General features: G+C 57.3%; 13 protein-coding genes. 9 read left to right on the top strand and 4 right to left on the bottom strand.

Annotated features, from left to right (window positions below; genetic code table 11):
• Positions 1-18: 18 nt before the first annotated feature.
• Together IDH45_RS15920 and IDH45_RS15925 are read right to left on the bottom strand one after the other, a co-directional pair.
• Positions 19-750 carry an ImmA/IrrE family metallo-endopeptidase gene (locus tag IDH45_RS15920; protein ID WP_190929112.1) on the bottom strand — a complete coding sequence of 244 codons (732 nt, stop codon included), beginning with the start codon at positions 748-750 and terminating at the stop codon, positions 19-21.
• Positions 747-1,094 carry a helix-turn-helix domain-containing protein gene (locus IDH45_RS15925; protein ID WP_190929113.1) on the bottom strand — a complete coding sequence of 116 codons (348 nt, stop codon included), beginning with the start codon at positions 1,092-1,094 and terminating at the stop codon, positions 747-749. The genes IDH45_RS15920 and IDH45_RS15925 overlap by 4 nt, the downstream gene beginning before the upstream one ends.
• 197 nt (positions 1,095-1,291) lie before the next feature.
• Here IDH45_RS15925 and IDH45_RS15930 point away from each other — a divergent pair, with 197 nt between their 5' ends.
• The gene (locus IDH45_RS15930; RefSeq protein WP_190929114.1) at positions 1,292-2,713 is read left to right on the top strand and encodes a bifunctional metallophosphatase/5'-nucleotidase; all 1,422 of its coding nucleotides are present in this window, start codon (positions 1,292-1,294) and stop codon (positions 2,711-2,713) included.
• A gap of 219 nt (positions 2,714-2,932) precedes the next feature.
• Here IDH45_RS15930 and IDH45_RS15935 read toward each other — a convergent pair whose 3' ends face one another.
• Positions 2,933-4,204 carry a methyl-accepting chemotaxis protein gene (locus tag IDH45_RS15935; RefSeq protein ID WP_190929115.1) on the bottom strand — a complete coding sequence of 424 codons (1,272 nt, stop codon included), beginning with the start codon at positions 4,202-4,204 and terminating at the stop codon, positions 2,933-2,935.
• 293 nt (positions 4,205-4,497) lie between these two features.
• Here IDH45_RS15935 and pxpB point away from each other — a divergent pair, with 293 nt between their 5' ends.
• Positions 4,498-6,324: a 5-oxoprolinase subunit PxpB gene (gene pxpB, locus IDH45_RS15940; RefSeq protein WP_190929116.1), complete on the top strand. Its 1,827-nt coding sequence runs from the start codon at positions 4,498-4,500 to the stop codon at positions 6,322-6,324.
• 457 nt (positions 6,325-6,781) lie between these two features.
• Here pxpB and IDH45_RS34690 read toward each other — a convergent pair whose 3' ends face one another.
• Positions 6,782-6,910 (bottom strand): hypothetical protein, encoded by a 129-nt coding sequence (locus IDH45_RS34690; protein ID WP_263364828.1) that lies wholly within the window; start codon positions 6,908-6,910, stop codon positions 6,782-6,784.
• Positions 6,911-7,046: 136 nt separating this feature from the next.
• Between IDH45_RS34690 and IDH45_RS15945 the strand changes: the two genes are divergently transcribed.
• The 7 genes from IDH45_RS15945 (at position 7,047) to IDH45_RS15975 (ending at position 17,467) form a co-directional block, all read left to right on the top strand.
• Positions 7,047-7,823 (top strand): 3-hydroxybutyrate dehydrogenase, encoded by a 777-nt coding sequence (locus tag IDH45_RS15945; protein ID WP_190929117.1) that lies wholly within the window; start codon positions 7,047-7,049, stop codon positions 7,821-7,823.
• A gap of 191 nt (positions 7,824-8,014) precedes the next feature.
• Positions 8,015-9,748, top strand: coding sequence for a dihydroxy-acid dehydratase (locus IDH45_RS15950; RefSeq protein ID WP_190929118.1), 1,734 nt, complete (start codon positions 8,015-8,017; stop codon positions 9,746-9,748).
• Positions 9,749-9,785: 37 nt separating this feature from the next.
• Positions 9,786-10,949: a M20 family metallopeptidase gene (locus IDH45_RS15955; protein ID WP_190929119.1), complete on the top strand. Its 1,164-nt coding sequence runs from the start codon at positions 9,786-9,788 to the stop codon at positions 10,947-10,949.
• A 950-nt stretch (positions 10,950-11,899) separates the two neighbouring features.
• On the top strand, positions 11,900-12,190 hold the full coding sequence (locus IDH45_RS15960) for a CD3324 family protein (protein WP_190929120.1): 291 nt from the start codon (positions 11,900-11,902) through the stop codon (positions 12,188-12,190).
• A gap of 112 nt (positions 12,191-12,302) precedes the next feature.
• Positions 12,303-12,680 carry a response regulator gene (locus IDH45_RS15965; protein WP_190929121.1) on the top strand — a complete coding sequence of 126 codons (378 nt, stop codon included), beginning with the start codon at positions 12,303-12,305 and terminating at the stop codon, positions 12,678-12,680.
• Positions 12,681-12,702: 22 nt separating this feature from the next.
• Entirely contained in the window at positions 12,703-15,741 is a 3,039-nt protein-coding gene (locus IDH45_RS15970) for an ATP-binding protein (protein WP_190929122.1), read from the top strand.
• Positions 15,725-17,467 carry a diguanylate cyclase gene (locus tag IDH45_RS15975; protein WP_223836707.1) on the top strand — a complete coding sequence of 581 codons (1,743 nt, stop codon included), beginning with the start codon at positions 15,725-15,727 and terminating at the stop codon, positions 17,465-17,467. The genes IDH45_RS15970 and IDH45_RS15975 overlap by 17 nt, the downstream gene beginning before the upstream one ends.
• The last annotated feature ends 123 nt before the right edge of the window (positions 17,468-17,590 follow it).

A 17,590-nucleotide genomic window follows, 5' to 3' on the forward strand; every position in this document is an offset into this window, starting at 1 on the left:
CATGAGAGGCGCGCCAAACTACAGATCGAGCGTCAACTGCTCATGCGTGTTGCGATCTGCGTCTGGACGACGTACGTTTCCGTCGGCATCGATATTCAGCAGCTGCAGCCGGGTCAAGCGGACCGACAGCGCAGAGATCGATACGCGAAAACATTCGGCGAGCCCGTATAAATGGGAGAGGTGAATTTTCCCCATTTTGCGCAATTGACCGACGGTACGTTCCATCATCGGGCGCGGCATGAGCAAACATTCGGCGAATAGGTCGGCCTGGACTTCCTCGGGCGGTTTTCTGGAGGTGCTCCGGCAATAGTAGGGGCGGACCGGCTCAAGCCTTGCTGTCGCCGTTTCGTGTAACGCTCCGTCTGTGTTCAAGCTGCCGGACCGACCGGTCGGACCGGTGTCGCGGAGGCGGAGCCGGTAAGGCGTGCCCGAGGAGTGAAGCACCCAATGACCCAGCTCGTGGGCCAAGGTAAAGTGATAGGTGCCGATCTTGCTGTCGAACAGCTCGCGGTGCGTTTCGTTCAGCACGATTCGTCTCTCCGTCGGCAGGATGGCGGCCATCACGATTCCGTCCGGGTCGAAATGATCGATCGGTTCCCAGCAAATGTGCAGGTCGAAATGAAATTCGACGATTTCTTCAATCGGCACGTTTTGGACCCGCTTCTGGTGCGGATCGAAGCCGTAGTCGGTCAGGATGCGCTCGGTCAGCAGCTCCATCCGTTCCTGCGTAATATATTTCGCCGTCGTCACGAAGGTTCGTCCTCCTCCGGCTCGCTTATAATATCCTGAATTTTTTTCCATTGAGCGGGAGAGAGGTCGGAAGCTTTTCTAAGGAAGACGGGCACCTCTCTATTTTCTACGATGAGTTTTTGAAAGCTGGTAGGCACTTTTTTGGCGGTCAAAATAAGCTCTTCCGGTTCTGCGCCGAGCACTTCGGCGATGCGGATAATTTTATCCTCGGCCGGAGGGTCCATCGTGCCGCTTTCGATTTTGCTTATATACGTAAAGTCGATCCCTACCCAATCGGCGAGCTGCCGCTGGGTTACTTTTTTGTTCTTGCGCAATTGGCGGAGTAAAATGCCGAATTCGCTCATAGTCGCTACCACCTTTCGTTGCTTTTAATTGTACGGCCGTTGAGGAATATGTCAACAAAAAACAATCCGCCTTCTGCCCGGAGACGGGTTTTGAAGCGAGCCGGGGGATCGGGTCATTCGGGAGGGAAGGCCCGGTTTGTAATGGCGCTTTTGCACTGCTATAGTGGGGGGAAGAAAACGCGCAAGGAGGAGCCGCATTGTTTCAAGCAGACGGACAAGTCCGGATTACGATTGTGGAGACCAGCGATTTGCACGGTAGCTTGCTTCCCGTAAGGCTGGCGCTGAGCGAGCTGAAGTTCGACGCTGCGGTGATCGGCAACCACGAATTCAACTACGGTCTGGACGTGCTGAACAAAGCGATAGGGGAGTCCGCGTTTGCTTGGCTGTCGGCCAATATCGTCAGAGAAGGGACGGAGGAGCCGGCTTTCGGCAGGCCTTATGTGATCCGGGAGTTCGGCGGGGCGACTGTCGCGGTTCTCGGGCTGACGACGCCGTATATTCCGAACTGGGAAAATCCGAGCCATATTCAGGGACTCGATTTTATCGACGCGGTCGAAACGGCGAAACGGTGGGTCCCCTACTTGCGCGAGGAACGGAAGGCGGATGTCGTCGTTATCTCGTATCACGGCGGATTCGAATCGGATCCGGTTACGGGAGTAGCCTCGGAGAGGCAGACGGGGGAAAATCAAGGCTACCGGCTGTGCATGGAGGTGTCGGGCATCGATGTACTGCTAACCGGACACCAGCACCGGGAATTGGCTGGCCTAACGATTAACGGGGTGACGATCGTGCAGCCGGGCCATCTGGGTCAGCAAGCCGGAATCGTCAAGCTGACACTGGAGAAGTCCGGCGGCCGTTGGCGGGTAGCGGACAAAAGCTCGGAGCTGCTGAGCGTAAGCGGGATTGTGCCAGACCCGGATATCGTAGCATTGGCCGGACCTTATGAAGCGGCGGCCCAAGTCTGGCTCGATACGCCGATCGGCACGATCGAGGGGGATATGACGGTTCGCGACCCGCTGTTGATCCGGACGAAGGACAATGCGCTGATCGAGTTTATTAATAAGGTGCAGATGGAGACGTCCGGAGCGGCAATATCGAATACCGCGCTGTTCACCGACGATTCGCCGGGGTTCCCGGCTCAAGTGACGATGCGTCATATCGTATCGAACTACATTTACCCGAATACGCTGAAGGTGATCCGCATTACCGGACGGGATATGGCGGCGGCTTTGGAGCGGAATGCAACCTATTTTACGGTTGGAGACGACGGGGCGATCCGAATCAATCCGAAGTTTGCCGTGCCCAAGCCGCAGCATTACAACTATGACATGTGGGAAGGGATCGAATATACGCTGGACGTATCGCGTCCGGAAGGAAGCCGCGTCGTCAGACTGACCCATCGCGGACAGCCGGTCGACCCGGACGGCGAGTACGACGTGGTGATGAACAATTACCGCGCCGGGGGCGGCGGCGACTATACGATGTATGCCGGCAAGCCGGTGGTCAAAGATATTCCGATAGACATGTCCGAACTGATCGCGAGCTACATCCTTGAGCGCAAGACGGTGAAAGCCACGGTGGACGGAAACTGGGAAGTGGTGACGGGCTTCCGGGGGTGACATTCGCCCCACGCTCCCCTCATCCCAGCCTGGTCGCGTGCAGGCGATGGTAGGATGTGATGCCGCCGCCCGGCTGCCTGATGGTAGTCGCCTTGCCGCAGGGCAGACGCTGGGGCGGAAATGCCAGCATCACTTATTCATGCTGCCCGTCCGGAGGTTGGACACGCCGTGTGTGCTTGCACTTTACAGTGGTAGTCGCGCGTTGAGCGGAAAATACTCCTACAACCGGAAAATGACCGTTTTCCGCTTTAAGTCTTCCGATTCGCTGCGAAGAACGTCGGAGGAAGCGGCAATTTCCTCCATCACCGCAGTTTGTTCCTGGGTCGCCCCGGCTACCCGGGTGGCGCCAGCGGATATGGTCTCCGCAATGTCCGCAATCCCCTTTGCCTCCTCGAACGTTCGCTGGATCTGCTCCGCTTGACCGCTCATATAGCTGACGATGCTTTGCAAAGCTTGCGCCGTTTCTTGAGCGGAGGACGTTATTTCCGACAAAGCCCGGCCGGCTGACTCGCCCTTGGACGTCTCCGTACGGATCAGCCGCACCTGGTTGTCCGTTTCGCGGACGACGACGTCGGTTTGAGCTTGCATTTGCCGAACCAGCGTATGGATCTGCTCCCCGGCCTCCGAGCTGGTAGCGGCCAGCTTGCGGATCTGCTCCGCGACGACGGAGAAGCCGAGTCCGTGTTCCCCGGCATGAGCCGCTTCAATGGAAGCATTTAGCGCAAGCAGCTGCGTCTGTCCGGCGATTTCGCCGACGAGGGTGGAAATTTGTCCGATCTCCTTGGCATGCTGATCCAGCTTGCGGACGATGCTGAGCGTTCTTTCGCTAGTCTCGGATACGTCCTCCAAGCCTGCGACGAGCGAACGGAACGTATCCCCGCTGTCGGTAATCGTACGGACCATCGTGTCCGACAGCTCGATCGCATGCTCCGCCTGACGGTTCACCTCTCCGGCCGTTTCGGTTACCCGCTCCACCGAATGAAACATCGACTGCGCGGAACCGGCCTGACTGGAAGCTCCCTCCGCTACTTTATCGATCGTAAGGGCGATCGTCTCAATCTGTTGAGTCGCCTGACCGATCGCAGAGCTGAGCGAGTTCGCGCTCCGGTCCGCGATCGCGACGTTATCCGTCAAATCGGAAATGATCTGCCTCAAGTTCCCGAGCATCGTCCCGAAGGAGCGATGCAGGCGCATAATCTCGTCGTTGGACCTATATTCCGGGATCGATACGTTCAAATTCCCCGTCGCCGCTTCATCCACGACAGCCGTTAAACGAAGGAGAGGTTTTATTAACACTTGCGCGGCCAGCCAGCCGAGGAAGCTCGTCCACAAAATGCCCAAGACCAGAATGCTGCTGACGTAAAGCCAGTCGGCCATATTTGGCGCGATCAGAGGCTTTAGCACAAAGATGAAAAAGGCGCTTGTGCCGTATGTAATAATGGAAACTGCGGATATGCCGAGCACTAATTTTCGGACAAGACCGAACCTCATGACAGTTCCTCCCTCAAAATTGCGCGGATTTGGCGCATTATAGTTTTATTATACTAGAGCCGGGCGGGATGGAGTGTGATAAAAGTCACGAATTTCCGTCATTCGGGTGAAAAACGGATGATTTTCGACAGTATTCCTCAATAGTTGATCGGCATTATGCGACTAATTGTGGTAGAATTCCATTTGTGATAAACGTGCGTGAGAAGACGAAATGAAACGGAACTAACCCTTGGCGGTACTTGTGAGATACAGGGGGAAATAACCGACAAGGAAGTCCGGCAGGGGGCAGGCTGATGGAGAGACGGAACATGGAGGTGCGGCGTTTGCAAAGCGGGAGTACGGGGCCGATTATCATTCCTTTGGGCGATGCTTGTGCGCTTGTACGGTTTGGGGAGCGGATCGAGACCGAGACAATTCTAAATGTGCGCGGTCTGGCGGGCCGGCTGGAAACGGAGCCGTTTCCGGGCTTCCTTGAAGCGGTACCGGCTTATGCGGCTCTGGCGATTTATTACGATCCATGGATCGTATACCGGAATTGGAGCGAGCAGGGGGAACAAGGGAACATTAATTCGCCGTTTGAAGCGGTATGCGATGCCGTGCAAAGTTTGTTGGAAAGAGGCGGAATTGCCGATACGGCCGAGACGGAAACGATAGTTATCCCGGTATGTTACGGCGGCGATTACGGGCCTGATCTGGAGGCGCTCGCGTCTTGCCGCCAGTTAGGTGCAGAGGAGGCTGCGGCAGTTCATGCGGGTGCCGACTATGTCGTCGCCATGATCGGGTTTACGCCGGGATTTCCATATCTGGCGGGACTCCCCGATGAGCTGGCGACGCCCCGCCGGGATACGCCCCGTCCGCTAGTCGAGGCAGGCAGCGTCGGGATTGCCGGGACGCAGACCGGCCTGTATCCGCAGGCCACGCCGGGAGGCTGGAACCTGATCGGGCGGACGCCGCTGGCGCTGTTTCGCCCTCACGATCAGTTGCGGCCGTCTTTGCTGCGGCCGGGGGACCGGGTCCGCTTCGAAGCGATAACGCCGGAGCGGTTCGAGGAGCTGGCGGCGTCCGAGAATAAGCTAGGACAAGAGCAACCCCCTGCCGGCGGTTCGGCGGTTGTTATAAAATCCGGATTGCTCGCCACCGTGCAAGATGGCGGCCGTCTCGGTCATCAGCGCATCGGCGTCTCCGTATCCGGTCCGATGGACGGCTTCGCGCACCGTACGGCGAACGCGCTCGTCGGCAACGCTCCGGATGCGGCCGCGCTCGAGCTGACGCTCGCCGGCTTCGCGCTCCGGCTGGACGCCGACTCGCTCGTCGCCGTCACCGGCGGCGGCGCGCTGCCGACCGTCGACGGCCGCCCGCTGCCCGCGTGGCGCCCCGTCTTCGTCCGCCGCGGCTCCGTGCTCGCCTTCGCGCGAGTTGCGGACGGCTGCCGCGCCTACCTCGCGGTCGCAGGCGGCTTCGCCGTGCCTGCGGTGCTCGGCAGCCGCAGCACGCACGTCCCCGCACGCCTCGGCGGCCTGGAAGGACGTCCCCTGCAAGCCGGGGACGTCCTTCCGCTCGGCGCGCCGGGTGCGGCAGCCGCCGGATTGCTTGCGGCGCTGCGCTGGCAGGCCGGGAACGCGGCTTGGGCGCCCGCCCCATGGGGCGTCAGCCCCTACGCGCTTCCGGCATATAACGACCATCCGGTCGTGCGGATAACGCGGGGGCCCGAGTACGAACGATTTACGCCGGACAGCGCTGCGCGGTTTGGCGATACGGCGTTCGTACTGTCGCACCGCTCCGACCGGATGGGCTGCCGGCTGGAAGGGCCGCAGCTTCGCATGGGCCTTTCCGGCGGAGGGAGCATGCTTTCCGAGCCGGTGGCGGCCGGAACGGTGCAAGTGCCGCCGGACGGTTATCCGATCGTCCTCATGGCGGACCGCCAGACGACAGGCGGATATCCGAGAATCGCCCAGGTGGCGGAGGCGGATATGCCGGTGTTGGCCCAATTGCGGCCGGGCGAGACGGTCCGCTTCGAATGGATCAGTACGGACGAATCCCAACAGCTGCTGCTGATGCAGAGGCTGGAGGAAAACCTGATTCGCGCGGGTATCGCCCTTCGGATGCGGGAAGAAGCGTAAACAAGGACCGGGGATATCTGGACATTGACCGCGCTGTTCGCCTGTAAATTCCGCAAAGAGATACAAATTTCCGGGTTTGCGGAAAAAGGTGTGCGGCGTTTCTGTGCGAATGAGGCCTATAGCCGATCCTGTTACCCACGTAAAGGTTGGCACAACTAACGACCACAAGTTGCGCTCCATCCAAACCATAGCCCCGAGTCCGCCGTTTTTCCTATAGGGGAGCGGGATCTGTCCCATGAATGTTCGTAGGGTAAGGGAACGTCCCGATTTTCAAACTTGAGGACCTCAAATTTCACTGTGAAGTGGAAGCGGAGGTCTTTTTTCTCAAGGAAAACCGGTCCTAAAATGGGGCGCAAAAATCGCCAAAAAACTGTGTAGACAGACCTTTTCGTGAAATAGGATCGCCCCTCATCCGCTTACGTCCCTGGACAATCGACCGTATTCCCGCTAATCATCTTTACAGCCGGCTCACCTCTGACGGTCCAAGCTCCCTGCGTAGCTTGCCGCCTCCGCTCTCCCGCTCGCTCCAATCCCTTGCAACCCACCCCCACGTGAGGCTTGCCGCCTCCGAGCTCCAGCCCCCCACTCGCTCCCAGCTCCCGTTGTTCTCACCCCTCCCTTGCAATCGCTACGCCACTGCTGTGCCTCACAATTGGCACGATACTTGCAGCACCACTTTATGAAAATAAAGCGCGGCATCAGCCGCAAAGGAGGCGCAAACGGTGCTGAACAACCGGGTTGCATTTATTACAGGCGCAGCGAGCGGAATCGGGCTGCAGATAGGGAAAGCTATGGCAGAGGTTGGAGCCGATGTGGTGCTAACGGATATCGATGCAGACAAGGTGGAGGCGGCGGCGGAACAGTTGAGGCTGTCAGGGTTGTCGTGCGCCGGCATCCGATGCGACGTGACGATCGAATCGGACCTGATGCAGGCGATCGATGAAGCCGTCAAGCAATTTGGAAGGCTGGATATTCTAGTGAACAATGCCGGCATGCAGCATGTTGCTTTATTGGAGCAGTTCCCGACCGACGTGTTCGAGCGGATGGTCAAGCTGATGCTGACCGCTCCTTTTATGGCCATGAAGCAAGTGCTGCCTGTCATGAAGAGTCAGCGGTACGGACGCATTTTGAATATGGCGTCGATCAACGGCGTCGTCGGCTTTGCAGGCAAAGCGGCTTACAACAGCGCGAAGCACGGGCTGATCGGGCTCACGAAAGTAGCGGCGCTGGAAACCGCGGCGGACGGCATTACGGTAAATGCCCTCTGCCCGGGATACGTGGACACCCCACTCGTCCGCAATCAATTGGAGGATTTGGCGCGCAGTCGCGGTATCGGACAGGACCGGGTGCTGGAGGAAGTCATCTATCCGCTGGTCCCGCAGCGCAGACTGCTGTCAACCGACGAGATCGCTGACTATGCCGTGTATTTGGCCGGAGATAGAGCGGGGGCGATAACGGGGCAAGCGCTGTTAATCGACGGAGGGTATACCGCTCAATAATCGGCTGAGCTTGCTAGGTGTCTTTGAATCGGATTCCATATATTGAACTTATGCTCTTGCAAACAACTGGTGCGTTATTTTCGTTTCGCATAACATGACCAAAAAAGAAGTTGACCCTTGCTTTTCGTTTTCGTAAAATCAATATAATGATTATTGTTTAATATATTGAACCGAGGTAAGGGGAGAGCGTCTTGAAATTACGCAGCAGTGAATGGTTCGAAAATGATAACGCCGAATTGACGTTCCAACACCGCTCCGCCATGCGGGCGATGGGCCACAACCCGGAGTCGTTCGTCGGCAAGCCGATCATCGGGATCTTTAATGCATGGAACGACTTCAACAGCTGCAATTATCCACATAAGGAATTGGTGGAGCATGTCAAACGGGGCGTGCTGCTCGCGGGCGGATATCCGATCGAGATGCATACGATTTCTACGCCGGCGGATTTCATGAAGCCTTCCGATCTGATGTACCGCAACCTGCTCTCGATGGATATAGAAGAAAGCATCCGTTCTCAGCCGATCGACGGCGTCGTGCTGCTGTGCGAATGTGACAAGACGGTTCCGGGGCAGTTGATGGGCGCAGCCAGCTGTGACTTGCCGACTTTGCAGCTCGCGGCCGGTCATCGGTCTTCCGGCAGCTTCCGCGGGAAAACGGTCAATTATGGAACGGATCTGTGGAAATACTCGGACGATTACAAGGCCGGGCTGCTGTCGCATGATGATTGGAAAGAACTCGAGCAGTCGATTTCGTGCAGCCTTGGCGGATGTCCGGTCATGGGCACCGCTTCGACGATGAAAAGCATGTCCGAGATGCTCGGTATGATGCTGCCCGGAACGTCAAGCATTCCGGCGACGCACGCTTCCCGGAAAATGGCTGCGGAATCGACGGGCAAACGTATCGTCCAGATGGTTAAAGATCACCTGACACCTTCGAAGCTGATGACCGAATCGGCTTTTCATAATGCAATTAAATTGCTTGCCGCCATCGGCGGCTCGACGAATGCGGCGATCCACCTCACGGCGATAGCCGGACGTTTTGGCATCCGCATTCCCATCGAGCGTTACGAGGAACTGACGGAGGGCATCCCGCTGATGGTGAATTTGCAGCCGAGCGGAACGCACAGCATGGACGACTTCTTTCAGGCGGGCGGACTGCAGCGGGTCATCCGCAATCTGCTGCCGGTGCTGGACAGCGATTGCCTGAGCTGCACGGGAGAGACGATTGCCCGGACGTACGGCCGCGAGCTGCCGAGGTTCCAAGGGGAAGAAGAAGTAATCGCTACGCTTGAAGCACCGTTCAAGGAACAGTCAGGACTTGCCGTGCTTAAAGGCAACCTCGCTCCGCAAGGCGCGGTGATCAAAAAATCCGCCGTTTCTCCCGAGCTGTTCAAACACCGGGGGCAGGCGGTCGTCTTTAACGATTATGCCGACATGCTCGAGCGCATTGACCGCGATGATCTCGATGTAACGCCGGACAGTGTGCTTATTCTGCGCAACTGCGGACCGATCGCGATGGGAATGCCGGAGTGGGGGCAAGTGCCGATCCCGCAAAAGCTCCTGAAGCAGGGTGTCCGCGATATGGTGCGGATCAGCGATGCCCGGATGAGCGGAACGAGCTATGGTGCCGTTATTTTGCACGTCGCTCCCGAAGCAGCTATCGGCGGACCTCTCGCTATTGTGCAAGATGGCGACTGGATCACGACCGATCTTGAACACTCGACCCTCCAGCTCGAACTGCCCGATGAAGAGATCGCAAGCCGGATGGCGGTTTGGACGAAGCCGGAGCCGCAGCACAAGCGGGGATACCCGCGTCTGTTCGCCGAACATGCGCTGCAGGCGCCGGAAGGCTGCGACCTCGATATTTTGCGTCCGAACAGCAAGGAGGAGGCCGTCTTCGTTCCTCCGGTAGTAGGCAGAGGGTGAGACGGCTTATATTCGACGAGAAGAGGAGCGCTGCACCATGTCGGCACAATTGGATCAAGTCAACATCGACCGGGTGATCCGGGATACGCTGGAGCTCGTACGCATTCCGAGCAAGACGGGAAATTCGAAGGACGTAGCGGACCGGCTGGAGCAGATGTTAAAGGAAGTCGGCTGCTTGGTCGAACGATACGAGTTTTACCCGAACAACCCTACGCTGGTTGCCGTGTACGGAGAAGATAACGGCGGCAAAACAATCTTGTTTAACGGCCATATGGACGTGATCCCTCTGGATCATGCCGAGCCCGAGGTACGCGACGGCCGCATTTACGGCAGAGGCACCAATGATATGAAAGGCTCGCTCGCCTGCTTTCTGGAGACGATCCGGGTGCTTCAAGAGTCGGGAACGGTACTGCCGGGACGGCTGATGCTCGTATCCAACAGCCTGCACGAAAGTCCCGGAGGGCGCGGGGAAGACCTGATCGCCCTGACGGAGCGGGTTCCGCTGAGAGCCGACGCGGTTGTCGTTATGGAAGGGGCTACCACGGAATGTACCGTAGCCCAGCTCGGGTCCGCGACGTTCGAGATTACGATCGAGCGCGACGGGGAGCCGAGCCACCAGCTTCATACGGCGCCGGGGACGCCGCATCCGATCTCGGTCGCGGCCGAGGTGGTGGGGCTGCTGGACCGTTGGAACGTGGAGCTGGAGAACGACTATATCGAAGATATCGGGTACGCTTCGTATTTCGTCGGCTCGATTCATAGCGGACAGTTTTACAACCAGATGCCGAACAAAGCCGAAATCGTCGGCGTGAGAAGGTACAATCCGGTCCAGAAGTACGAAGACGTGGAAAGCATCATGCGGGGCGGTCTGGATGAGCTGGCGGCGCGTTACGGGGTGCGGATCAAGCTGGATCTGAAAAAAGTCCGCGACGGTTACCGGCTCGACAAGGACAGCGAGGCCGTTGCCGCTCTGCGCCGCGCCGTCGTGGCCGTACGAAACGTCGAGTTCCCTTCGGTCGGCAAAAAGCTCGTCACCGATGCCGGGATACTGGCGAACGCGCTCGGCGTCCCCGCCCTGTGTCACGGACCGGACCAGCTTACCGCGCATGGCGACGTGGAATATGTGGAGATCCGCGAGCTGGAGCTGACTGTGCAGGTGTACGCCCGGTTTGTCCGGGAGTTTATGGGCATTCTGGCTTAACTATCGGCAATAATTTAGACAGGCTTCAGCAATGACGGCCGCCGGGATGAATGGTTCCGGCGGCTTTTCTAAATTTATCAGAAGTATATCGTGGGAGTGGCTCTATATAACGGTAAACGCCAGCGTCAAAAGACACCGGTAGGCGTTTATCTTTGAAAGAAAATCAATGTTTAAGTATGATCACCGTGTTGAATCGTAGATGGGCCCTAAATGTAACCATACTCTAACGGACATGGTGGAGGCAATTTCGCTAAAAAACAGTGTTTAAAAACGTAACGGTCATCACAGCGCTTATATACTCCGAAGCACCTCCTAAAGTGACACTTCCCACCAAATAGCTGCATCAATGTCCGTTAGAAATCCAATTAATTGAATTCACCACAAAACGGCCGCTGTGTCCGTTAGAGTTTTTGTTCATGATTTCGATTGATGCGCAGCTGTAAGCGACGTTTCGAAAAAACATGTATTCCGTAAAGATTACTTCCTGCAAGGAGAGTATAGCTATAAATAATCTTTCCTGTTGCCGGGGTTGATGAAATAAGCCGTATCCCATATAATTGTAGTGTTACCAAAAGGGGATACATTCACTTAACCGCCGCCAAGCGGGTTCGGAGTGATGACGACCCTTGAAGTATCGACCAAAATCATCCTAGGTGAAAGGAGGCGTTCGGCAATGCAAAAGTTTGTCAACGAAAAACAAGAGGTGTACCGCTTTTAACCGAATACGACCTATCTTAACCTTCACCTGATGCGCATGTTATACATACGACGACACAGGCACGATGCGGGTTATCGTGTTTTTTTGTTCCCTTTTTCGGGACGAATCCGCCGCTCGCGGCTGATCGGACGGCAACGTACGATCCCATTCTAAATAGGAGGTGAGAAGATGAAAGCGCTCGTTAACGTTGGGTCGGTTCTGGAACCACACATTCAAGAGGAGGTTTTCATCAATGAGTTACAAAAACGGAAAGGATTTTCTTCCGCCTAGCTTATTGAAGGAATTACAAAAATACATTCAAGGCGAGCTTGTTTATATACCGAAAATCGGGCAAACCCGTGCAGGCTGGGGCGAGAATAACGGAACACGGACACTGATCGAGAAGCGCAACCGCGAGATTTACCAGCTGTACAAAAACGGCAGCAGCGTAGTCGAGCTGATCCAGCGGTTCCATCTGTCCGAGGACAGCATCCGTAAAATTATCGTCAAAACCCGGGATCTGGTGCAAAATGTAGCGAAGTAAAAGCAGGACGCTAGCCGTCTTGCTTTTCTTTTTTTTTGCCGCCCACATCGCGAAGGAAATGATATAATAATTCCAGAACTTATGTACTGGCAGAATGGGTGGGGAGAGCAGCATGACGGTCAAAACGATTTTACTTGCGGACGACGAAGCGTCGCTCCGCTTCTTGCTTACGGAGACGCTGGCGGATGAAGGGTATGCCCTCTCGGAGGCGGAGGACGGGCGGCAGGCGAAGGAATGGCTGGAGGCGGAGACGTTCGATCTCGTGATCCTCGATTATATGATGCCGGAGCTGACCGGGGTGGAAGTCTGCGAATGGCTGCGCGGCTCCGCTTCGCCGAATCGGGACATTCCGGTTATTCTGCTCACGGCCAAGGCGCTTGAGAAAGATAAAGAACGGGCCAAAGCGGCGGGCATTACGTCTTATATCGTGAAGCCGTTCAGTCCGCTTCAATTGATCGACGACGTCGGCAAACTGCTGGGCGACGGTTAACCGGCCGGGAAAGGGACAAGCCATGATTCCACTACCATCCAAAAGTGTAGCTTCCAAAGTGTCGCTTCTCATCGTGCTCGTCATGACGCTGTTCGCAGCTGTCGTGCTGTCGGCCGGATTGCTGATGAACAACCATATTACGGGGACGCGGGAGAAGCTGGAACTGGAGCTCCAGGATCAGGCGCTGGTCGAGAAGCTGCACAGCGAGTCGCAAGCTGTCGTTTCCGATTTGAGGGCTTATTTGGCGTTCGGCCGGGAACAATTTTTGAATGAATTTTTACATAGGCAGCAAACGTTCGGGGAGATGCTCGATCAAGTGTCCGGGCGATTCCAGAGCCGCGATTACGGAGAGAAGTATACGGATTCGTGGGACGCCATCCGCGAAGCGTGGTCGAACTACCGGAACTCCAGCGCAATCGTGATCGAACTGAAGAAGAACGGCGATATGGAAAAAATCGAGCAGATGTCCAGCACGACGACGACCGGAAGTGTAACCGAGATGAGCCGCAACTTCAATACGATTCTGGCTGCCCAGACCGAATCCGTCGAGCGTTGGCTGGACGACAACCGGAGACGGACAGACCTGCTCATCCTGCTTCCCTTGTTCGCCGTGGCAGGGGCGGCTGCTGCAGGACTGCTGCTTGTGATTTATTTGAGAAGCAGCGTCATTTCTCCGATTATCCGGGCGGATCGGGCTGTTAATCAGATCGCCGGAGGCGAATATGTGGAGCTTGCCGTCAGTTCGCGCCATGACGAGCTGGGGAGGCTGGAGCGCGGCATTAATATCATGTCCCGTGAGTTGAAGCAGCGGCATGATGCGCTGCAGGAGTCGAACAAGGAGCTGATCGACCAGCGGGACTTGCTGGAAGCGCAAAACGAGGAAATATCCGCCCAGCAGATCGAGCAGCAGGAGATGCTGTTCAAGCTGACCGACCGCGAGCGGGAGCTGGAACTGATCTCGAGCTACCAGGAGAAGCTGGCCGGCCATGTGGAGATGAGGGCGTTTCTGGACCATTCGGTTACCGCGCTGCTCCAGGCGCTCCATCAGGATTCGGCCGTGCTGATCGCGCCAAATCCGGAAACGTCCGAATACGACGTCATCTATGCGTACGGTTATCCCGAAGGCGCCGTTCCGGCTTCCTTCAAGGAACTGTTCGGCCCGAGCCGGCGTACGCTGGCGGAGAAGCAGCCGCTGTACCGCAACCGGCCGCTGGATTCGGACGAGCGGGGCATACATGGCGGTTACGCCTACGCCCGGGATCAGTATTATCCGCTGCTGGACGAGCAGTCGAGTCCGATCGGGCTGCTCCTGCTTACCGCCTACGGGGCAAACGAGGAGAACGATACGCAGCACCGGCTGGCGTACGGGCTCGTCCGTCAGTTTGCGCTTGCATTCACGGCTCAGATGACGAACGAAGAGCGCCGCAAACAGGCGTATCTGCTCGAGGAGCTGAACGAAGAGCTGTCCCAGGAGCGCGACGGTCTCCAGCAGCAGCGCGATCTCGTCCGCAGAATCGTCGAATCGATTCACGAGGGCATGGTGATGTGCGACCGGAATGGGCGGATCGTCTTCTCCAATGAGCGGATGAACGAAATGTTCGGGTTCGACCGGTTCGCCGGCTCGTCCGTGCTTGATTTTTGCCGCTACCTGGAAGCGGGGATGCCGGGCAAAACGCGGTTGTGCGACTTTACGGAAGCCGTCATGAACGGATCGATGGACGAGCTTCAGGAGCGCTTCACGATCAGCCGGGAAGACGGACGGGAACGGCATTACGAGTTGTATGTGAATGCAATCCCTGATCCGGTCGAGCATACGCCGAGCTACCTGTTCGTCTTCCGCGACCGGACGAGCGAAGAGATGGCCGACGAGATGAAAAACGAATTCATCAGCATTGTGTCGCATGAGCTGCGTACGCCGCTTGCGACCGTGCTCGGATTTATGGAAATTTTGCTGCACCGCGATATCGCCAAAGAAAAGCAGAAAAAGTATATGGAGACGATCTACAAGGAAGCGAACCGGCTGTCGAACCTGATCAATGACTTTCTCGACCTCCAGCGGATGGAGTCGGGCAAACAGACGTATCAGATGGTGCCGGCCAATCTGTCCGCCATCGTCCGCGATGTGGCCGAGCAGTGGCAGGGCAAGCATAATCACCGGGCCGAGCTCCACATCGAGCCGGATGTGTTCGTCACGGCCGATATCGACCGGATGACGCAGGTGATGCACAATCTGATCAGCAATGCCGTCAAATATTCGCCGGATGCCGACAAGATTGTCGTGAAGCTGCGGAAGGACGAGGAGCATGCGGTCGTCGAAGTGCGGGATTTCGGTCTCGGCATCCCGGAGGACGCCAAGGAGAAGCTGTTCTCCAAGTTTTACCGGGTGGATAATTCCGACCGCAGGCAGATCGGCGGCACGGGACTCGGACTCGCGATCGTCAAGGAGATCGTCGATTCTCATAACGGGACGTTATCGTTCGATTCGGAGCTCGGCCAAGGCTCGACGTTCCGGGTCCGGCTGCGGACGTACAGCGTCTCCGGCCTGGGAGGCAAGGTCGTCATCATAGAGGACGACGAGAACTTGTCCAAGCTGATCGCCGTAGCGTTCGAGAAGCTGCAGTCGCCGACGGTCCGCATCCGCAGCGCCGAGGACGCGATCCTGTCGCTGCGGGATACGTCCGACCGGGCGCCGCTGCTGTGCATCGTCGATATTCAGCTGGAGGGGGCGAAGTCCGGCTGGGACTTTATAACGGAGCTGCTCCAGCATCCGGTCTATAGCGGCACTCCGGTCATCGTATCTACGGTGCTGGAGCCGCCGAAACATTTTCTGGAGACGGAGACGGGCAAGTTTTTGCGCAAGCCGTTTACGATCGACCGTCTTCTGGAACTGGCATCGGGTCTTATGGAACGGACTCCGCACCAAGCGTCGGTCGTCTTCCCGGTTCAGGACGAGGCGGCGGTTGCCGCTGCGCTGGAGCAAAAAGGGCTGCGGGTAGCGGATCTGAAGATTAACCGGGACACCATTGAAGTGGAAGTGAAGAAACATGACAGAGACGAATAACACAGACAGTCTGGACAAAAAGCGTAAAAACGAACGGCTGATGCGCGAAGGGAAAACCCGGTTTCTGGCCGAACTGGATAAGCAGATCCGGGATATGGAACGGTTGCTCGAGCGGATTGACCTCGACTTTGACGAGAGCTGCCCGAACCAATTGTACCGGCATGTCCATACGCTCAAAGGAAGTGCCCCGATATTCGGCTTCGACAGCATCGGCGCCGTGGCGCAGTCGCTTGCCGAGGAGTGGGAGTGGACGCAGGAGGAGACGGAGCGGGAGCCGTCCACGCCGGCGGCCCACTTGGCCAAGCAAAGCGTACTGAACAGCAAAGCGAGCCTGATGCAGTTGAAGATGGAGCTGATCATCCTGCAGCGGCAGCAGCAGTTGACCGTGCAGCAGGAGCAAGGCTTCCGTCAGCTCCAGACGGGACTCGGCAGCAAGCTGCTGGTCATCGACGACGACGATCTGCTCCGCTCGTTTCTGGTCAGACGGCTGGAGCTCGACGGGTATACCGTCCATGAAGCGGATTCCGTGGAACGCGCCAAGGGCATGTTGCACGACGACGTCTACGATCTGATTTTGCTGGACCTGATGATGCATCCGCAGTCGGGTTACGAGCTGTTCGATCATTTGAAGGAAGATCCGACGTTAAAATGGCTTCCGCTTATCGTTCTCTCCGCGCGCTGCGACGTCCATGACAAAGTGCGCTGTCTGCTGCTCGGCGCGAACGATTACGTGACGAAGCCGTTCCAGTACGAGGAACTGGCGGCGCGCATCTACAGCCTGCTCTCCCGTACGAAAAGCTTCGAGCAGCTGGCGTTCCGCGATCCGCTTACGGGTGTGTACAACCGCCGCTACTTCGATCATCAGGTCGAGCTGGAACTGCAGCGGATCGCCAGATATCCGGTCCCGATCTCGCTCGCCTTTATCGATATCGACCGGTTCAAGACGATTAACGACAGCTACGGCCATGCGATCGGCGATCTCGTCCTGCAGGGGCTTGCGCATTTGCTTCAACAGCATTTGCGCCCGACCGATATTTTGGCCCGCTACGGCGGGGAAGAGTTCGTCGTCGTGATGCCGAACACGACCGGAGAGCAGGCAGCGCAGCTGCTGAACAGCGTGCTTCAAGTGACGAATAAGCAGCCGGTCGCGCAGTATGAAGGCCAGTCGTTCTCGATCACCTTCTCCTGCGGCGTATCCGAGTGGACCGCGGGTTTGCCTACGGCACATTGGATCGCGCTTGCTGATGAAGCGATGTACCGGGCCAAGCAGCAGGGACGGAATCGTGTTCTGCAATCTTGCGGCAGCATAGAGCCGGGCACCGCGTCAGTTCTGGAGGCGCCGCCGAAGCTGAGGCGCGTACTGGTCGCCGACGATGACAGCATACTCCGCTCCATTTTGGTAGCGCGTCTGAAGCAGTTGCCTGTCGAAGTCGCGGAAGCGAGCGACGGGGAGGAAGCGCTGGCATACTTGTCCGCGCACGGGGCCAATCTGTGTATCCTCGACGGGGTTATGCCCAAGCTGGACGGATTTGCGCTGCTGCGCAAGCTGAAGTCCGACTCCGGCGACCGGTACAGGCATGTCCGGATTCTTATGCTCTCGGGCAAGAAGCGCGAGGACGATATCGCTCTGGCATTGCGGCTCGGAGCCGATGAGTATATGTCCAAGCCGTTTTCGCTTGTCGATCTGGAGATGCGGGTGAAGCGTCTGCTGGAGCTGGAGAGCTGAGCCTTGCCGCCCGCGCCTGATCGAAGGTTGCGGGCGTCTGTTTTTTAGTTCGCGGTCTCTTCAACAATTTCCCTTTTCTTGTCGCGGGTTCCAGTAGTATGATGGGAGGGGAGGTTATGCTCT

Origin of the sequence: Paenibacillus oceani, assembly GCF_014705615.1 — a bacterium.
GTDB lineage: Bacteria > Bacillota > Bacilli > Paenibacillales > NBRC-103111 > Paenibacillus_AB > Paenibacillus_AB oceani.

What these genes read in the sequence shown, in the direction of transcription:
- pxpB (WP_190929116.1), top strand. Translation starts at nt 4,498, where the DNA reads ATGGAGAGACGGAACATGGAGGTGCGGCGTTTGCAAAGCGGGAGTACG.
- IDH45_RS15975 (WP_223836707.1), top strand. Translation starts at nt 15,725, where the DNA reads ATGACAGAGACGAATAACACAGACAGTCTGGACAAAAAGCGTAAAAAC.
- IDH45_RS15925 (WP_190929113.1), bottom strand. Translation starts at nt 1,094, where the DNA reads ATGAGCGAATTCGGCATTTTACTCCGCCAATTGCGCAAGAACAAAAAA.
- IDH45_RS15970 (WP_190929122.1), top strand. Translation starts at nt 12,703, where the DNA reads ATGATTCCACTACCATCCAAAAGTGTAGCTTCCAAAGTGTCGCTTCTC.
- IDH45_RS15965 (WP_190929121.1), top strand. Translation starts at nt 12,303, where the DNA reads ATGACGGTCAAAACGATTTTACTTGCGGACGACGAAGCGTCGCTCCGC.
- IDH45_RS15935 (WP_190929115.1), bottom strand. Translation starts at nt 4,204, where the DNA reads ATGAGGTTCGGTCTTGTCCGAAAATTAGTGCTCGGCATATCCGCAGTT.
- IDH45_RS15955 (WP_190929119.1), top strand. Translation starts at nt 9,786, where the DNA reads ATGTCGGCACAATTGGATCAAGTCAACATCGACCGGGTGATCCGGGAT.
- IDH45_RS15960 (WP_190929120.1), top strand. Translation starts at nt 11,900, where the DNA reads ATGAGTTACAAAAACGGAAAGGATTTTCTTCCGCCTAGCTTATTGAAG.